This window comes from Levilactobacillus andaensis (genome assembly GCF_016861695.1).
In the GTDB taxonomy this organism is placed as follows: domain Bacteria; phylum Bacillota; class Bacilli; order Lactobacillales; family Lactobacillaceae; genus Levilactobacillus; species Levilactobacillus andaensis.
In genome coordinates this window covers 1-15,561 of sequence record NZ_BOLP01000001.1, presented here as the reverse complement: position 1 = coordinate 15,561, position 15,561 = coordinate 1, and the positions used below count along the sequence as shown (strand labels likewise).

Below are 15,561 nucleotides of genomic sequence, written 5' to 3'. Positions count from 1 at the left end.
CCTCGCCACGAGTAGTCTCGGTGGGGGCCGTCCTTTTGTTTGGCACGGGTCTTTGCTATAGTAGATGGAGACGTAGCGAAGGACGTGACGAAGGATGGCAATTGGACCAGATGATGGGCGTCAGTGGGATACGGACGGTGTGCAGGAATATCAGGCTTACTTTGGGACGCCGACCCATGACGACCACGTGTTGTTCGAGCTGTTGACGGTCGGCGTCTTTCAGGTCGGCCTGAGTTGGCAGGCGGCGGCTAGTAAGATTCCCGTGTACCGCCGCGTCTTTGCGGGGATGGACCCACAACGGGTAGCCGGCTTTGAGTTGGAAATTGATGGCGACCGGATCGCCCATGACCCGACAATGATCCGTAATGGCCGAAAAATTCGCGCTACCATTCAAAATGCACGGGCGCTTCTACAGGTCCAACAGGAGTTTGGCAGTTTTGCGGACTATCTCTGGGTCTTTGTCAATGGCACGCCGCTCCTCTTGCCGGCGGTTACTCGTGATGAGCTGGTCAATCAGTCGACACTGGGCTCGGCGGTCGCTAAGGACCTCAAGCACCGGGGCTTCAAGTTCGTCGGCCCCGTGGTCACGCACATGTTCTTACTGGCAGCAGGCATTTTGAAGGAACAGGTGTTGGATGAATAATCTGGCCGGTCAAAAATGAACGGCTAGCCTTTAATTTCTGCAGTCGACAAAAGAGATTATGTGAAATTTAAGTGAGAAATTCAGCTTGACTGAAACCGATTTAGTTGTTACGCTAGTGGTCAAATCCCAGTTTGGCGGGGCTCAATATAAAATAATTTATAGCAATTCCTGCTTGACACCGGATTAAAGTTGCATTAGACTTACTGATAAATTAAGCGATTGAAAACAATGTGATCAGGAGAGTAACCACCGTTACCGGTTTAAAGAGAGTCCACGATTTGCTGCAAGTGGGTAACCAACGACGGGGTGAAGATGGCCTGAAATGAATTGGCACTGCTAAGTCCTAGTGATGAGGTGGTGATGACTGGCACTCATTATCGTGCACGCACTTTAAGGCGTAAGCTGGCGAGTGTTAATGAGGAGCTGGGCATCTTTTTAGCCTAACTTAAATTAGAATGGTACCACGACAAAGTTCGTTTCTATTAATTTAGGAGCGGACTTTTTGTTTTGGTCGCTGTTTTCAATTGTGGCGTTTCGTGTTGAGGATTGATTTAAAAATTAGGGATATCAAAGGGGTTTTTAAGAATGAAGAAATCATTTAAACATTTTAGCTGGCTCTTATTATTGTTGATTCCATTGTTGATCGTTGCTGGTTGTGGCAAGTCTGCTTCCAAGAATACCACGGTTAAGGTTGGTATCATGGGTACCGATGAAGAAATCTGGAAACCAATTCAAAAGAAGTTGGCCAAGGAAAACATCACCATCAAATTGACGACGTTTACCGACTACAACCAACCAAACGCGGCTCTCTCTAACCACGAAATCGACATGAACTCGTTCCAACACACCTACTTCCTGGATGCTTGGAACAAGGCCCACAAGTCTAATCTGGTCGGCATTGCCAACACTTACTTAGCCCCATTGCGTTTGTACTCCAAGAAGATCACCAAGGTTTCTCAAATCAAGAAGGGTGACCAGATCACCATTCCTAACGACTCCACGAACGAAGGCCGGGCCTTACATTTGCTGGAATCCGCTGGCTTGATCAAGGTCGATCCTAAGGTCACGTTGCCAACACCAAAGAACATCACGCAAAACAAGCTGAACTTGAAGATTACGCCATTGGATGCCGCACAAACACCTCGTTCGTTATCTGACGCAACCGCAGCGGTCATCAACAACGAATTTGCTGCTAGTGCTAAGCTGAACGCTAAGAAGGCTCTGTTCCAAGAAAAGGTCAACAAGGCTTCCAAGCCATACATCAACATCTTAGCTGTCAACAAGTCTGACAAGAACAAGGCCGTCTTCAAGAAGATCATCAAGGCTTACCAGACCGAAGCAACCAAGAAGAACATTCAAAAAGCTTACGATGGCTTGTCCATTCCGGCTTGGAACTTGAAATTAAAGTAAACGAATTTGCCGGCATTGGCGAGTAAGGAGAATGAAGTTAGTGACTAACGAAGCGATTATTCAATTAAAAGATATCGACGTAACCTTCCATAATAAGGGGCAAACCGTTGAAGCCGTTAAAAAGGTTTCGTTGACGGTCAACCGGGGTGACATCTACGGCGTCGTCGGCTATTCCGGAGCGGGGAAAAGTACGCTCGTGCGAGTAATCAATCGGCTCCAGAAGCCAACTGCCGGTAGCGTCGACGTGAACGGTCAAGACATTTTGGCACTGAACTCCCATGATCTACGGGAAGCGCGGACCAAGATTGGCATGATCTTTCAACACTTTAACCTGATGAATTCCCGGACGATTGCGGACAACGTCGACTATCCTTTAAAGGGTGGCAAGTTGTCACGGACCGAACGGAAGGAAAAAGTGGCCCATTTACTCGACCTGGTTGGGTTGACGGAAAAGGCGACGGATTACCCGGCACAACTATCCGGTGGGCAAAAGCAACGGGTCGCCATTGCGCGGGCGCTGGCCAATGACCCCGAAATCCTGATCAGTGATGAAGCCACGAGTGCGTTGGACCCGAAGACGACGTCAGCTATTTTGGAATTACTGAAACGGCTGAACAAGGAGTTGGGCTTAACGGTGGTCTTGATCACCCACGAAATGGAAGCCGTCAAGGAAATCTGCAACAAGGTGGCCGTCATGGAAGATGGCGAGATCATCGAACGTGGCGACCTGGTGACCATTTTCAGTCAGCCTAAGCAACCGCTGACCAAGGACTTCATCAACACCGCAACGCAGATCAATCAGGCGTTGGAAAAGATCTATCGTCAGGCCAGCACGTTGGGTCTGGACGATCATCATCAATTAGTCCAGCTCCAGTATGTGGGGGCAACGACTGATGCGCCGCTGATCACCGAGTTGTACAAGCGGTATGAAGTGGTGTCCAACATCTTATATGGGAACGTTGAGATTTTACAAGACACGCCGTTGGGAAACCTGATCGTCGTCATGACTGGGGAACCCGACAAGCTGAAAGCGGCTTGGCAATACTGTCAGGACGCCGGGATTACCATTACGCATTTAAAACCAAAGAAACCGGGGGTGGCCTAAGTTGGGTTGGTTCGCAAAGTATTTTCCAAACGCAGTGACGATGAAGAGCGACTTCATCCAAGCAACGGGTGAGACGCTGTACATGACGGCCATCACCGCAATTATTGCCGGGATTCTGGGAATGGCGATTGGGATTGGGTTAATTGTGACCCAGCCCGGAGGCATCCTGGAAAACCGAATCGTGTATAACATTCTAGATAAGTTCGTCAACCTGTTCCGGTCGATTCCATTCGTTATCTTGCTGGCAATCATTGCGCCAGTGACGCGAATCATCGTGGGGACGGCGATTGGGACGACCGCGGCCATCGTGCCGTTGGTCATCGGCTCCGCACCGTTTTATGCGCGGCAGATTCAAAATGCCCTGGCCGAAGTTGACCATGGGGTGATTGAAGCCGCTGAATCGGTGGGTTCTGGTCCCATCGCGATTATCTTCCGGGTTTACCTCAAGGAAGGTTTAGCGGACATTATCCGTTCTTCCGTCCTAACGTTGATCAGTCTGATTGACTTGACCGCCATGGCCGGTGCCATCGGTGGGGGGGGCTTAGGGAACTTGGCCGTCAACATCGGGTACAACCGGTTCCAAACGGACGTCATCTTCCTCGCTATGCTGATCATCTTAGTCATCGTCTTCATCATTCAATTGGTGGGTGACTGGTTGGCCCGTCGAGTTGATCATACGGCTTAAATTAGTTCGGTTGCCGCCTCCGGCTAAGATTGGGTTTTGCCACAATAATGCTAATTCGAGTCGCCTTCCAGGCTGAATTGGTCTTGGTGAGGTGACCATTGATTTCGAGTAATTGTAAAATAGTGATTGTGACCCATGGGTTGCGGTCACTATTTTATTTGTAAGGTGGATGGGTTTACGAGTTTCCACCGGACGGCTATACTCAATAGAGATGAAGTGAAAATGGGAGCAGCCCAAGCGGTTGCTCCCATTTGTGATGAAGAGATGTCTAATCGGCTAAACAGAAAAATGGGCTAACCAGATGGGAGTCTTAGCCGTTTAAATGTGATACTAAAAAATTTTGGATTTTAGACATTTTACCGTTAAATTCTAATGGTCGTCCGGTAAAATAGAAAAATTATGGACTATCTAAATTGGATGGCCTTGCTGATGGTAGATTAGTTAGTCGAGTGTTTTATCTAGCATGAGTGGAAGTTTTACAGTTATAGAAAGTTATGCCTGTATGCATGGGTTCAATCACCAGATAGCATGTTAAGATTTAACGTTTGTCATGAAGGCGTACCAATCTGAGCCGGAGTGCGTCCAGCGTACACAATTGCGGCAATTAAATTTAAGATGCATACCGTCACTGTCGGTATGGGAGAGAAAGGATTTATCGAGTTTTGAAGAATATTGGGGCACCGACGGAAAACGTCATGAAGGGTATCTTTTGGGCCACCGTTGCGTCGGCCATGTTTGGCGTTTCCGGAACGGTTTTGCAGTTTATTTCGCAGGGACAGGCCATTCCCACCAGCTGGTTTTTATCTGCCAGAACGATGGGTGCTGGTGTTATTTTACTGATCATCAGTTTTATTTTGTACGGTAAGAAAACGTTCGCCGTTTTTCATAGTTGGCGGGAGATCTTTTGGATCGTCGCCTACGCGCTCATCGGGTTGGGTGCTAATTTACTGACCTTTTACATTGCGGTTCAGAGCGGAAACGCGGCGTCTGCGACCATTCTTCAGTACCTGAGTCCTTTATTTATTGTTCTAGGAAGTCTATTATTTAAACATGAGCGGCCATTACGGAGTGATTTAATTGCCTTTGGGGTGGCACTGATTGGGGTCGTCCTCGCCATCACGCGGGGAAATATCGAACAACTCGCCATTCCGTTGGATTCCTTACTTTGGGGAATTGGTTCCGGGATTACGGCGGCCTGCTACGTGGTGTTGCCGCGGCCATTGGTTCGCGATTATGGTCACGCCCCCATCACGGTGTTAGGCTGGGGAACGTTTATTGCAGGGGTCGTCTTTAACCTCTACCACCCTGTCTTTATGAATATGCCACCGATTACGGGGACGCTGATTGGGTCCATGTCGACGGTGATCATCGTCGGAACGATTCTGCCATTCTCGTTACTGCTCTACAGTAGCCACTTTGCGCCGTCCGACGTGATCAGTATCGTCGATGCCACGCAGCCGGTGGTCACCTTTATTTTATCGATTCTATTTTTAAGTTTGAAAATTTCAATTGCAGAAGTGATTGGGTCGGTGTTGGTCATTGTGGCCATTTACCTGTTACAACAAGGTCGCCGAAAAATCGAAACGCAATTTGAGAAACAATAGGAAGTGACAATATGACGACTTTTGATTGGGTACGACACGGCCAAACGCAGGCAAATGTCGACCAGGTGATGCAAGGACAGCTAGATAGTGCCGTCACACATTTAACGGTAACTGGGCTTCAACAAGCAGAGCGGGTCGCGCAGTGGTTGCGTGGACGGTCGTATGATCAAATCGTCAGCAGTCCGCTTCACCGTGCCCGCCAAACGACGGCTGCACTGACTGAGGTCTTGCCGTTAACGCCACAGTTCGATGACCGGCTGATGGAAGCGGCCTATGGCGAATGGACCGGTGAAAACTTCGTGGGTTTGCGTGAGCAGCGGCCGCAAGATTTCGATGCGGTTACTGGCGAAGCCTTGCCAGATGTGCTGAGTACGGTTGGTGGAGAGTCCTACTTGGCCATTCAACGGCGGGTCGGGCAGTGGTTGGCCGAAGAAGTGGTTGACCATCCAAACGACCATATCTTGGTCGTCAGCCATGGTCTCACCATTAAGGCCACGGCCCTGCTGATGCTCGGTGCCCCGGCGACCACAGCGTTGCCGGAACCGGCGAATACTAGTGTGACCCAGATGATGATCGATCCCGCGACGGGACAACGGTATTTGACGGCCTATGGGGTCACCCCAAAATTAATTTAGAAGTTGAAAAAAGAGCCTGGGAATTAATCCCAAGCTCTTTTTTAGGTTGAAACAGCCGGTTACTTCTTGAGGTTTTCTTCAACGTAAGCCCGAACTTCATCGTCAGACTTAGCATCGATTTCCTTCATAGAAGCTTCAGATTCATCGGTGTTGTGACCATTGGATTCCATAAAATGATCCCATAATGCGTCGCGAACAGGCATATCCTGATCGGACCAGTCGAATACATCCTTCATAATTTCATCCAATAAAGCAGTCTTAAATACAACAGCCATAACCAATTACCTCCAATAAAAAATTGGGGTCAGCGGTATCTGTTTTTGGCATGTGCCACCGGCTTCAACTTTCATGGTAGTCCTTTTATGAAAAAATGGTAAATATTTCGTTGCCAAGATTGTTTGAAATCGTTGACGGCCTCGCTAAAAACCGGCAGAATAGGTGGGAGAACGTCAATCGAGACGGCTGAAAGTGAGGACTTAACATGGATTACCGGGTATTAGGTAAAACAGGATTTAATATTAGTGAAGTTTCCTTAGGAACGTGGCAACTTGGCTCGAAGTGGGGCGATCCCTTCGATGAGAACGATGCGCAAAACACGTTGGCTGCGGCTTACGATGCAGGGGTCAACTTCTTCGATACGGCCGATATTTATCAAGATGGTCACAGTGAACGGGCCTTAGCCAAGTTCATTAAGGGCAAGCAAGACAAGGTGTTCGTTTCGACTAAAATTGGCCGGAAGCTGGATCCGCACGTTGCCAGTGGCTACACGGCTGAAAACTTAACGAAATTCGTTGAAGAGAGCCTGACTAACTTGGACATTGACGCATTGGACAACGTGTTATTACATTGTCCACCAACTCCCGTTTACTACACGCCAGAAGTTTTCTTTACGCTTGACCAATTGAAAAAAGAGGGCAAGATCAAGAATTACGGCGTTAGTGTTGAACGGGTCGAGGAAGCCATGAAGGCATTAGACTACGATATTTCGGCCGTTGAAATTATTTACAACATGTTCCGGTTACGGCCAGCCGATAACTTTTTTAAGATGGCTAAGGACCATAACGTGGGTATCATCGCCCGGGTACCGTTGGCTAGTGGCTTGTTGAGCGGAAAGTACACGCTGGACACCACGTTTGGTAAGGAAGACCACCGGACGTTCAACCGTCACGGTGAGGCCTTTGACCAAGGGGAGACCTTCTCGGGTGTGGATTACGCGACCGGGGTCAAGGCAGCCGATGAGCTGAAGGAACGGCTAGGTGCCGGCAATCAGTTGGCGCAGATGGCTTTACGTTACATTCTGATGGCCGATGCCGTTAGCACGGTGATTCCTGGTGCTTCTAAACCGGAACAGATCACCCGTAACGTTGCGGCGGCTGAATTGCCAGCCTTTACGGCGGACCAAATGGCCGTTGTCCGTGACGTTTACGATAAGTACATTAAGAATCCAGTTCAATACCGCTGGTAACCTGTAGGCTGGTCTCAGGTGGCCAGTTAAACAAACGAAGACGTCGATATTGTCTGAAAATCAGACAGTACCGGCGCCTTCGTTTTAATCTACAGATACTAGTGCGTCTGGTCTCGCAGGCCATCCAGGAATCCCATAAACAAGCTATCGACCTGTGGTATGAACAGCAAAGTCAGTGTGAGAATGGCGAGGGCAATCACCCACCGGGACAGGGGCACGCATTGGTGGCGCTGGTTCCAGTAGACTAGGCCGAGTAAACCGAGGACGCCAAGCAGGACGAGTGATTGGGTGGCGTTGACAAAGGCCGTTAGCCCAATCCCCAGGCTGAGGGAAATAATGGCGCCGACAATTGCTAGGCCTAAGCTACTCAGCACAATCAGTGAGAGGGGCTTAGTGACCGGCTGTTCGAGTTGATTCATCATATGGTCGTCCTCACGAATCAAGTCGTCGATGGTCAGCTGAAAGAGCTCGCTGAGGGTGACGACGTTGGCAAAGCTAGGCAGGGCGGTGCCGCGTTCCCACTTTGAAATGGATTGACGCGAGATATTTAGGCGGTCGGCTAATTCCTGTTGTGACCAGTGTTGGCATTCCCGTTGTGTTTTGATTTGTTCCCCGATTTCCATAAATGATGCCTCCAATTAACAATTGTCTCAATCCTAGCAAACCTAGGTACAAGCTGCACGAACTGTTTAGTTGCGGACCCTAAAAGTTGATTATAACCCGGGTTAAGTGGCTGAAATTGACACAAGAAAGGGAGCGGAACAAAGGTTAGCAACGCAAAAGAGTCCGGGATGTTGGTCCCAGACTCTCGTTTTCATTCTAAAATTGTATTGGGTATACACTGATGCTAAGCGACCTGAAGCTCCAAAATCCAGTTGTCCGGTTGCTTGTTCTGATTGATGGTGGCGGGGTCGGCGACTAAGTCTTCGTTCACTTTGACCACCGTGCCGGCGTAAGGTGTCTTGAAATTTTCGACAGCCTTGTCACTCTCGACTTCCAGAATATCATCGCCCGCTGCGAGTACATCGTCGGTCATGATGGGGAGGTCGGCGAAACTGATATCGCCGATCTGTTCAAGGGCGTCGCTGGAGAGACCCATGCGATAGTGGCCCTGGTCGCGCATTTGTAACCAGACCCCATCCTTTACAGTGATTGCTGGTGTTGCGGGCTTACTGTCGTGGTGAAACCAACCCAACAGGCGTTGCCAAAATGATTGTGGGTGTTCGGTCATGATAAATTCCTCCCTAGTGTCGTTACCGGCTGGTCTATTTGAGCACCAACCATCGTGTTTACCCTTTAGTATACCCTTTGCTTGCAACCGCTGACAACAAGACGCTTGTTTCCTGCTTCACGAACCGTCGTTGGTTGTTGCCAGTCGGTGTCTATGCTAAAATGTAAGCACTTAATCGGGGGAGAACGAAGGGAGAATTTAGCATGTTTTTAATTGATACGAATCGTCAAGGGAAGGTCGTCACGGATGCCATTGTGAACCAGTCGATCGACAACTACTTGGTCAACGACCTGAAGCTTCCTGGCCACGGGTTAATGATGTATGTGAACCGGCCAGCCGTTATTGTCGGCATCAATCAGACCGTGACGGCCGAGGTGGATTTTCACTACCTCGCCAAGCATGATGTTCAATTGGTTCGGCGGACGTCCGGCGGTGGTGCCGTTTACCATGACGAGCGGAACCTGATCTTTGAGCACATCGTGAATGGTGATCCGCAAGATGGGTCTAAATTTGGCGACTATACCGTTTTTGCCGAACCAATTCTCCGGGCATTAGCGGCAATGGGCGTGGATTCGCCCGGCATCAGCAACAAGAGTGCCTTAGTCGTTGATGGCAAGAAGTTTTCCGGGATGACCATGTTTAAAAATGGGGACGGTTATGCCGCTGGCGGGACGATCATGTACGATTTAAACGTTGACGCTGCGCACCAAGCCTTGTTGCCAACTGGTGACCGACCACATCGAGGAGTCGCTTCGAACCGGGTCTCCATCACGAATCTCCGACAGTATCTCGCACCCGAATATCAGAATTTAGACATTCAGGAATTCAAGGAAGCCTTGCTCTGCCACATCTTTGAGGTCGACCACCTTGATCAGATCGAGACGTATCACTTGTCCGACCATGACTGGTCGATCATCGACCAACGGCTCAGCGAAAAGTACCGGACCGACGAATGGAACTACGGTGCCAATCCGGGGTTTCGGGAGTATCGGGCGGTGTTATTGCCAACGGGACAGCTCCATTTGAACTTTACGGTCCATGCCGATAAATTCAAAGCAGTAGCGCTCTTTGGGACCGTGGCGACGCCGGAACAATTACTGACGGTTTCTGAAAAGTTAACTGGGATCGACGCCACACCAGCTGCGGTCGCGGCCGTGTTAAGTCAGCCAGATGTATTAGATGTCTTAGGCAATGCCGCCGTTAATCCAATCGTCACGGCACTGACAGCGGAGGCCCCACATGAAGGCTAAATATGATGTGAATCAGTATATCGGTGTGCCAGTGGCCGCCAACGCATCTGGTCAGTATGAGATCAAACGGGAACCGGATGGCGACTTCAAGCTCCATTCTTGGCGTACGGGTCGCCATAGCAAGGGCAAATATAAGGGCCTCGGCCAAATTTTTTTAACCGAGAACAATCTAAAAGTGGCCGTCGTTGCCGCTTACCCGGTGGCCTACAAGGACCGACATGATTTCACGCCGATGCAGCGCTTGACCAGTGAATTCGTTGGGGAAGAGCTCGTGCAGACCGCCGTTAAGAAATTACCATAATGCATTGTAAAATTAAAACGAGAAGCCACGGCAATGACCGCGACTTCTCGTTTTTCAGTTATTTGACGAAGTAAGCTTCTTTAAAGTTTGACTGCGTTCCCACGGTGTTGTATTGCACACCGTTAAGCTTGGGGTTGATCAGGTAGGTGCTAGCGGGCTGTAGCAGCGGCGTGACCCCCTGTTGGGCCATAAGCACGCCATCGGCCTTCAGAAGCGTTTGCCAGCGGTGAGCGTTAAATGAAGGGGCATTGCTGGCCTCGGCGACTAGACTGTCATAGGTCGGATTGGACCAGTGGCCTAGGTTGGCAGTGCTGGAACTGGTATAGAGCGCCAGCATGGCTAAGGGGTCGGCGTATTGTGCGCGTTGCGTGAGAATGGTCAGGTCAGTTTCCAGTGGTCCCGCCTGCTCATCGATGACCCACCCGCGGTGCTTGAGGGTAATGGTTAAGCCGGGGAGGGTCGCTTCAAGTTGTTGTTGTAACTTCTTAGCGAGTTTTTCACTGTTGATGGCATCCAGATAACTCACGGACAGCGTGACGTGTTTAATTCCCGTTGCCTTGAGCGCCGCTTGCCATTCCTTTTTGGCGAGTTGCGGTTGGTAAGCCAGTGTTTTCTGGTTCGGTTGCGCTGCCGCAAAATCGGCGGTTCCTCGTTGCCCGCGGCTGAGTCCTGCGGGAACGATGCCCTGTGCTGGTAGCGAGGTGCTACCATAGGAGGCCTGTGCCAACTTTTCACGGTTGACGGCATGCGAGATGGCGAGCCGGGCGGCCTTTTGCTGGAGCAGCTGGTTGACAGTGGAAGACTTCCCAGTTGTCCGGTAGGCGAGCAAGACCATTTTAGAATAGGGCCGAGCGGTGTAGGCGGCCTGTTTTTCGTAGGATTTCATATTAGATTGCGACCAGAGCCGCACCTCATCCAGGTCGCCGCTTTGATAGGCGTGCCAGGACTTTTTGGGATTACGATAAACGTTAACGTTTATCCGGCTGAGGTAGACGTGATCGCGGTCCCAATAATGGGGATTGGGGACCATGTGCCAGTGAGTCTTGGTATTGCCAGTCGTTGCGACCATGAACGGCCCCGCGTAAACCTGATATTGGGGTTTCGTTGCGTAGCGCTTGCCAAACTTTTTGGCGATGCGTTCGTTTTGCGGGCCAAATAGTGGATAAGTCAGTCGTTGCGGAAGTTCTGCCATGGGGTGGTCGAGATGGACGACCAATTTGAACTTGCTAGGGGCGCTGACTCCCAGTTGTGTGGCGGGCAGGCGACCGTCAATAATTTTCCGGGCGTTATGAATACCGACAAACAAATCGGCATCCGGTGCCTTGGTCTGCGGGCTGAGGGCGCGTTGCCAAGAGTACACGAAATCCTTAGCGGTGATGAGGTCACCGTTGCTCCAGTAGGAATCCTTCCAGAGCGTAAAGGTGTAGGTCGTGCGCGCCTTGTTGAGGGTGACCTTCTTGGCAAGGGCGAGTTCGGTCTGACCATCGCCAGTCGCTGAAAAGAGGCCCTCAATCGTGTTGTTAAGCCGACCGAATTGCGTCATCTTATCAGCGTCTAAGGTGGTCAGGGGATGCGATGTGGACAGGTTAAGTACCTGATTTTTCGTCATGACCCCTTTACTATCACTGGGCGACACCGTTTCTTGAACCACGGTGCACCCGGTCAGCCCAACACATAGTAGCAGGCCAATTAAAAATGTTCCCCAGTGCTTCAATTTATTCACTCCGTTAGTTGTCATTCTTTCCTGATAATAGGGGAGTGAACGGGTCTCGTCAAGCTTTAGTTCGTGTAAAATGGTCGCACTCCGGCTGCCAGGGATTCCGCCTGCTGTGGGGACGCTTCAGCCTGGGGGACGGGCTTCTCGCTCGCTTTGAAGCCACGGAAAGGACACCGTGTCTTCAAAGACGCCCTAGGCCTAGGGCGGGTAGGAACCCCCGACCAACGCCATTACCACGGCTGGCTCCATCCCTGGCCGCCTCCGGCTTTGACTGATCTTTGCCATGACTAGGATTGAAATGCCAAGACAGTCTGCTGTTTTGTCGCGACCAATTGGTACTCAAAACCGATTGTGAATATTGCCAAGAAATGGGGTTCAAATTTATAGGGACTGCTGTCGAGCTCCCTCAATGATGAACGGCCATTTTGCTGTCAATAATCGTGATGTATAGAAACATTAGACGTTAGTTCGGAAAGTTTCCGTGCACCTATGGTTCAACAAGTATCGTCAGTAGAAACTACCGTAGCCGGAGGAGGTCAGGGATGGAGCCAGCTGTGTCGACAATGTTAGTCGGAGTTCTTCCCCGGCTTACATTGTGGGACGACCTGAGAGACACGTGTTCTGCGTGGCTTTCAGGCGAGCCGGAAGCCTGCCCTTTGGCTGGAGGCGTTCCCCATAGCAGGCGGAATCCCTGACAGCCGCAGGTGGGCAATCTAAGCCCATACTTGTTCCAACCCATAAATTTAGCTAGAATAGGAACAATTAGCGATGTGAAGGGACGGAAGACGATTATGGAACACTGGTCAGCAACGACGATTAAAGCGTTTCGCCAGACCCTCTTGGCGTGGTATGACCGTGAGGGGCGGGACTTGCCCTGGCGGCGAGATCAGGACCCGTACCACGTGTGGGTCAGTGAGGTCATGCTACAACAGACGCAAGTTAAGACGGTCATTCCGTACTATTTAAATTTTATGGCCACTTTTCCAACGGTTGATGATCTGGCTGCGGCTGATCAGGAGACCTTGTTAAAGGCCTGGCAGGGACTGGGGTATTACTCGCGGGCCCGTAATCTACAGCGGGCAGCACAGCAGGTGGTTCAGGATTATCATGGCAAATGGCCGGAAACGGCGGCTGGCTTAGCCGATTTAACGGGGATTGGGCCTTACACCTCCTGTGCCATTGCCAGTATTGCCTTTGGCGAGGCTGTGCCCGCGGTCGATGGCAATGCCTTTCGCGTTTTTAGTCGACTATTGATGATTGAAGACGACATTGCCAAACCACGGACCCGTCAGTTATTTGAACAAATTATCCAACCAATCGTGGACCCCGACCGGCCAGGCGCGTTCAATCAAGCCATCATGGATCTGGGGTCGAGCTACATGACCAGCAAGAATCCGGATACGGCGCATTCGCCCGTCAAAGACTTTGATGCCTCGTTTAAGGCCGACCGGGTGCTTGATTTTCCAGTGAAGACGAAAAAGCCGCGTCCCAAATTGATGCCGTACTACGCGGTTATCGTCCAGTCGCCGGCGGGCTATTTGCTCACGCAGCGGACGACTCAGGAAATGTTGGCGGGATACTGGACCTTCCCACTGGTGATGCAGGCCGACCTGCAAGCTGAGGATGCAACCGAACCAGCCGACCTAGCCACCGATATTGCCATCTTAGAGCACCGCTGGGCCACCGAGTACCAGGTGCCGGTGAAGTTGTCCCCGGTGGGCGGCCAACCGGTTAGCCACACGTATACCCACCAACGCTGGCAGGTCAAATTGTTGCTGGCAACCTTGACGACGACACCGCCGTTGACCTTTTTTCCTGGAAAATGGGTGCCGGCTGAACAGATTGCAGATTTACCCTTGCCGAAGGTGCAGGAGAAAATTATGGCGCGCTACGAAAAACAAGGTCATCCAGATGTGTTTGGGGTGAATTAGTTTCCGTGGCCCCCAAATTGCAGTATCATCTAATTAATTAGGACAAACCGGTTTGATGAGGGAGTGACGAATCGTGCAAACAGTTTTTGATGTATTGAAATTTATTTCGGTCAATCACCAAGAGGTCGAGAGTCATCAGGTCGTGGTGACGGATCCAGTTGGCAAGCCCAACGGTCTATTAACGGATTTACTACATGATTTAATTAATAATGCACTGTTGTTTGTGACGCTAAAGGATGTCAGTTCAGCAACTGAACTAATAGAACATTTACGAACCCACACGCCATTGCCAGCCGATGTGTTGGCTGAATACGCGAAAATTCTGACGGAAGACTGCTACGGCTTAAACTTCGCTCCCCAAAAGGGTCAAATCGAATTGATCGTGCACCGTTAGATTGAGGAGGGATGGTCGTGGATGAAGCGGATTTAATCGAGACGGCACCGGGCGCTAATACAGCGCCACCGTTATTGTTGCTGCAAGGCACTGGCGGTACGAACGAAGAAATGCTGACGTTTGGCCGGCGGTTAGCGCCCCAAAGTCCTTTAATCACAATTGCGGGTCGGATCGGTGTTGGTGCTCAACGGCAGTATTTCCAACAGACGGCCAGCCAAACGGCGAATCCCGAACAGATTTCACAGGAAGCGGCTTGGCTGGGCATGACGGTCGAGCAGATCTGTCAGCAGCATCGTTGGTCGAGCGAAAATTTAATTGTGGTCGGTTATTCGAATGGGGCCGCGATGGCTGCTTATGGCGTGCAAATGGGACTGTTTCCGGGACAGGCGGCAATTTTATTTCATCCACTACGTGTAGCCACGCCAATGGCCGTCAAACGACCCGGATATCGGGTCTGGTTATCGGCCGGTAAACACGACCCTTTGGTGCAGGTGACGACGGTCCAAGAAGTGGCGGCAGACTGCGAACGAGCGGGGATGACGACCACGGTAGAAGTGACGGGGGGGACGCACCAATTGACCCCGCAGGAAGTCATGGCCGCGCACAACTGGTTAGCAGAAAATTATTGACCGATATTTAAAAACTCATAGACTTTTTAGCACTTTCCATTTGCTATTATCGGGAATACCTGTTATCCTATGGTTAATGTATTTATGGTTCGGAAGTTTTAAAGGCTCGACGTTCTTTAAGAATGGCTCCTTTTTACCCCAGCTTTCAAATGCAAATATATTGCGCTATGCGCACGGAGGTTTCATTCTTATGGAACAAGGTACTGTTAAATGGTTCAACGCTGATAAAGGTTACGGCTTCATCACTTTGGAAAACGGCTCAGACGTTTTCGTTCACTTCTCTGCTATCAACAGTGAAGGCTTCAAGACTCTTGAAGAAGGCCAACACGTATCCCTTGATGTAGAACAAGGCGACCGTGGCCCACAAGCTGCTAACGTTTCGGTTGTTGACTAATTTATTAGCCTAAATCGAGTTTAAAAAACCATCGACGGTGTGTCGGTGGTTTTTTTGTGTCTACAAACTAAAGGTTGAAAGATGAAATACGGCTCTTTGTCAACGGGTGTTGATGAGGGGAATTTGAGAGGTTCAATTCATTTTCGAATTGGGCCTCTTTTTTGAAC

Annotated in this window: 17 protein-coding genes; 13 read left to right on the top strand and 4 right to left on the bottom strand. The window is 50.3% G+C overall.

Annotated features, from left to right (window positions below):
- Nucleotides 1–94 precede the first annotated feature (94 nt).
- From JUF10_RS00085 to JUF10_RS00060, 6 genes are all read left to right on the top strand, one after another.
- Entirely contained in the window at nucleotides 95–643 is a 549-nt protein-coding gene (locus JUF10_RS00085) for a DNA-3-methyladenine glycosylase I (protein ID WP_203640217.1), read from the top strand.
- 585 nt (nucleotides 644–1,228) lie between these two features.
- Entirely contained in the window at nucleotides 1,229–2,053 is an 825-nt protein-coding gene (locus JUF10_RS00080) for a MetQ/NlpA family ABC transporter substrate-binding protein (RefSeq protein WP_203640216.1), read from the top strand.
- Between the two features lie 40 nt (nucleotides 2,054–2,093).
- Nucleotides 2,094–3,158, top strand: a complete 1,065-nt coding sequence (locus JUF10_RS00075; protein ID WP_203640215.1) for a methionine ABC transporter ATP-binding protein — start codon at nucleotides 2,094–2,096, stop codon at nucleotides 3,156–3,158.
- A 40-nt stretch (nucleotides 3,159–3,198) separates the two neighbouring features.
- Nucleotides 3,199–3,843: a methionine ABC transporter permease gene (locus JUF10_RS00070; RefSeq protein WP_191988738.1), complete on the top strand. Its 645-nt coding sequence runs from the start codon at nucleotides 3,199–3,201 to the stop codon at nucleotides 3,841–3,843.
- A 695-nt stretch (nucleotides 3,844–4,538) separates the two neighbouring features.
- A complete protein-coding gene (locus JUF10_RS00065; protein ID WP_203640233.1) occupies nucleotides 4,539–5,447 on the top strand; it encodes a DMT family transporter in 909 nt (302 codons plus the stop codon).
- A gap of 11 nt (nucleotides 5,448–5,458) precedes the next feature.
- The gene (locus JUF10_RS00060; RefSeq protein ID WP_203640214.1) at nucleotides 5,459–6,082 is read left to right on the top strand and encodes a histidine phosphatase family protein; all 624 of its coding nucleotides are present in this window, start codon (nucleotides 5,459–5,461) and stop codon (nucleotides 6,080–6,082) included.
- 59 nt (nucleotides 6,083–6,141) lie between these two features.
- Here the strand turns inward: JUF10_RS00060 and JUF10_RS00055 are convergent, their stop codons facing one another.
- On the bottom strand, nucleotides 6,142–6,357 hold the full coding sequence (locus JUF10_RS00055; protein WP_048734867.1) for a P8 family protein: 216 nt from the start codon (nucleotides 6,355–6,357) through the stop codon (nucleotides 6,142–6,144).
- 206 nt (nucleotides 6,358–6,563) lie between these two features.
- On the opposite strand from JUF10_RS00055, the gene JUF10_RS00050 reads away from it, so the two are divergent.
- Nucleotides 6,564–7,547: an aldo/keto reductase gene (locus JUF10_RS00050; protein WP_203640213.1), complete on the top strand. Its 984-nt coding sequence runs from the start codon at nucleotides 6,564–6,566 to the stop codon at nucleotides 7,545–7,547.
- Between the two features lie 98 nt (nucleotides 7,548–7,645).
- Here JUF10_RS00050 and JUF10_RS00045 read toward each other — a convergent pair whose 3' ends face one another.
- Nucleotides 7,646–8,170: a helix-turn-helix domain-containing protein gene (locus JUF10_RS00045; protein ID WP_203640212.1), complete on the bottom strand. Its 525-nt coding sequence runs from the start codon at nucleotides 8,168–8,170 to the stop codon at nucleotides 7,646–7,648.
- A 224-nt stretch (nucleotides 8,171–8,394) separates the two neighbouring features.
- Entirely contained in the window at nucleotides 8,395–8,778 is a 384-nt protein-coding gene (locus JUF10_RS00040; RefSeq protein ID WP_203640211.1) for a glycine cleavage system H family protein, read from the bottom strand.
- Between the two features lie 203 nt (nucleotides 8,779–8,981).
- Between JUF10_RS00040 and JUF10_RS00035 the strand changes: the two genes are divergently transcribed.
- Together JUF10_RS00035 and JUF10_RS00030 are read left to right on the top strand one after the other, a co-directional pair.
- On the top strand, nucleotides 8,982–10,028 hold the full coding sequence (locus tag JUF10_RS00035; RefSeq protein ID WP_203640210.1) for a lipoate--protein ligase: 1,047 nt from the start codon (nucleotides 8,982–8,984) through the stop codon (nucleotides 10,026–10,028).
- Nucleotides 10,018–10,329 (top strand): DUF7671 family protein, encoded by a 312-nt coding sequence (locus JUF10_RS00030; protein ID WP_203640209.1) that lies wholly within the window; start codon nucleotides 10,018–10,020, stop codon nucleotides 10,327–10,329. The genes JUF10_RS00035 and JUF10_RS00030 overlap by 11 nt, the downstream gene beginning before the upstream one ends.
- Before the next feature lie 58 nt (nucleotides 10,330–10,387).
- On the opposite strand, the gene JUF10_RS00025 is transcribed toward JUF10_RS00030, so the two are convergent.
- Complete coding sequence (locus JUF10_RS00025; protein WP_236008110.1) at nucleotides 10,388–12,052, bottom strand: peptide ABC transporter substrate-binding protein; 1,665 nt, start codon at nucleotides 12,050–12,052, stop codon at nucleotides 10,388–10,390.
- Between the two features lie 785 nt (nucleotides 12,053–12,837).
- Here JUF10_RS00025 and mutY point away from each other — a divergent pair.
- The 4 genes from mutY to JUF10_RS00005 all read left to right on the top strand — a co-directional run bounded on the left by mutY (nucleotide 12,838) and on the right by JUF10_RS00005 (nucleotide 15,394).
- The gene (gene mutY / locus JUF10_RS00020) at nucleotides 12,838–13,977 is read left to right on the top strand and encodes an A/G-specific adenine glycosylase (protein ID WP_203640232.1); all 1,140 of its coding nucleotides are present in this window, start codon (nucleotides 12,838–12,840) and stop codon (nucleotides 13,975–13,977) included.
- Nucleotides 13,978–14,050: 73 nt separating this feature from the next.
- On the top strand, nucleotides 14,051–14,371 hold the full coding sequence (locus JUF10_RS00015; protein ID WP_203640207.1) for a hypothetical protein: 321 nt from the start codon (nucleotides 14,051–14,053) through the stop codon (nucleotides 14,369–14,371).
- A 17-nt stretch (nucleotides 14,372–14,388) separates the two neighbouring features.
- Nucleotides 14,389–15,000 carry an alpha/beta hydrolase gene (locus JUF10_RS00010; RefSeq protein WP_236008108.1) on the top strand — a complete coding sequence of 204 codons (612 nt, stop codon included), beginning with the start codon at nucleotides 14,389–14,391 and terminating at the stop codon, nucleotides 14,998–15,000.
- A gap of 190 nt (nucleotides 15,001–15,190) precedes the next feature.
- Nucleotides 15,191–15,394 carry a cold-shock protein gene (locus JUF10_RS00005; protein WP_011668621.1) on the top strand — a complete coding sequence of 68 codons (204 nt, stop codon included), beginning with the start codon at nucleotides 15,191–15,193 and terminating at the stop codon, nucleotides 15,392–15,394.
- The last annotated feature ends 167 nt before the right edge of the window (nucleotides 15,395–15,561 follow it).

Coding starts and splice junctions, on each gene's coding strand:
- JUF10_RS00070 (WP_191988738.1), top strand. CDS start 3,199: ATGAAGAGCGACTTCATCCAAGCAACGGGTGAGACGCTGTACATGACG.
- JUF10_RS00040 (WP_203640211.1), bottom strand. CDS start 8,778: ATGACCGAACACCCACAATCATTTTGGCAACGCCTGTTGGGTTGGTTT.
- JUF10_RS00045 (WP_203640212.1), bottom strand. CDS start 8,170: ATGGAAATCGGGGAACAAATCAAAACACAACGGGAATGCCAACACTGG.
- JUF10_RS00050 (WP_203640213.1), top strand. CDS start 6,564: ATGGATTACCGGGTATTAGGTAAAACAGGATTTAATATTAGTGAAGTT.
- JUF10_RS00005 (WP_011668621.1), top strand. CDS start 15,191: ATGGAACAAGGTACTGTTAAATGGTTCAACGCTGATAAAGGTTACGGC.
- JUF10_RS00030 (WP_203640209.1), top strand. CDS start 10,018: ATGAAGGCTAAATATGATGTGAATCAGTATATCGGTGTGCCAGTGGCC.
- JUF10_RS00055 (WP_048734867.1), bottom strand. CDS start 6,357: ATGGCTGTTGTATTTAAGACTGCTTTATTGGATGAAATTATGAAGGAT.
- JUF10_RS00035 (WP_203640210.1), top strand. CDS start 8,982: ATGTTTTTAATTGATACGAATCGTCAAGGGAAGGTCGTCACGGATGCC.
- JUF10_RS00065 (WP_203640233.1), top strand. CDS start 4,539: ATGAAGGGTATCTTTTGGGCCACCGTTGCGTCGGCCATGTTTGGCGTT.
- mutY (WP_203640232.1), top strand. CDS start 12,838: ATGGAACACTGGTCAGCAACGACGATTAAAGCGTTTCGCCAGACCCTC.
- JUF10_RS00060 (WP_203640214.1), top strand. CDS start 5,459: ATGACGACTTTTGATTGGGTACGACACGGCCAAACGCAGGCAAATGTC.
- JUF10_RS00080 (WP_203640216.1), top strand. CDS start 1,229: ATGAAGAAATCATTTAAACATTTTAGCTGGCTCTTATTATTGTTGATT.
- JUF10_RS00085 (WP_203640217.1), top strand. CDS start 95: ATGGCAATTGGACCAGATGATGGGCGTCAGTGGGATACGGACGGTGTG.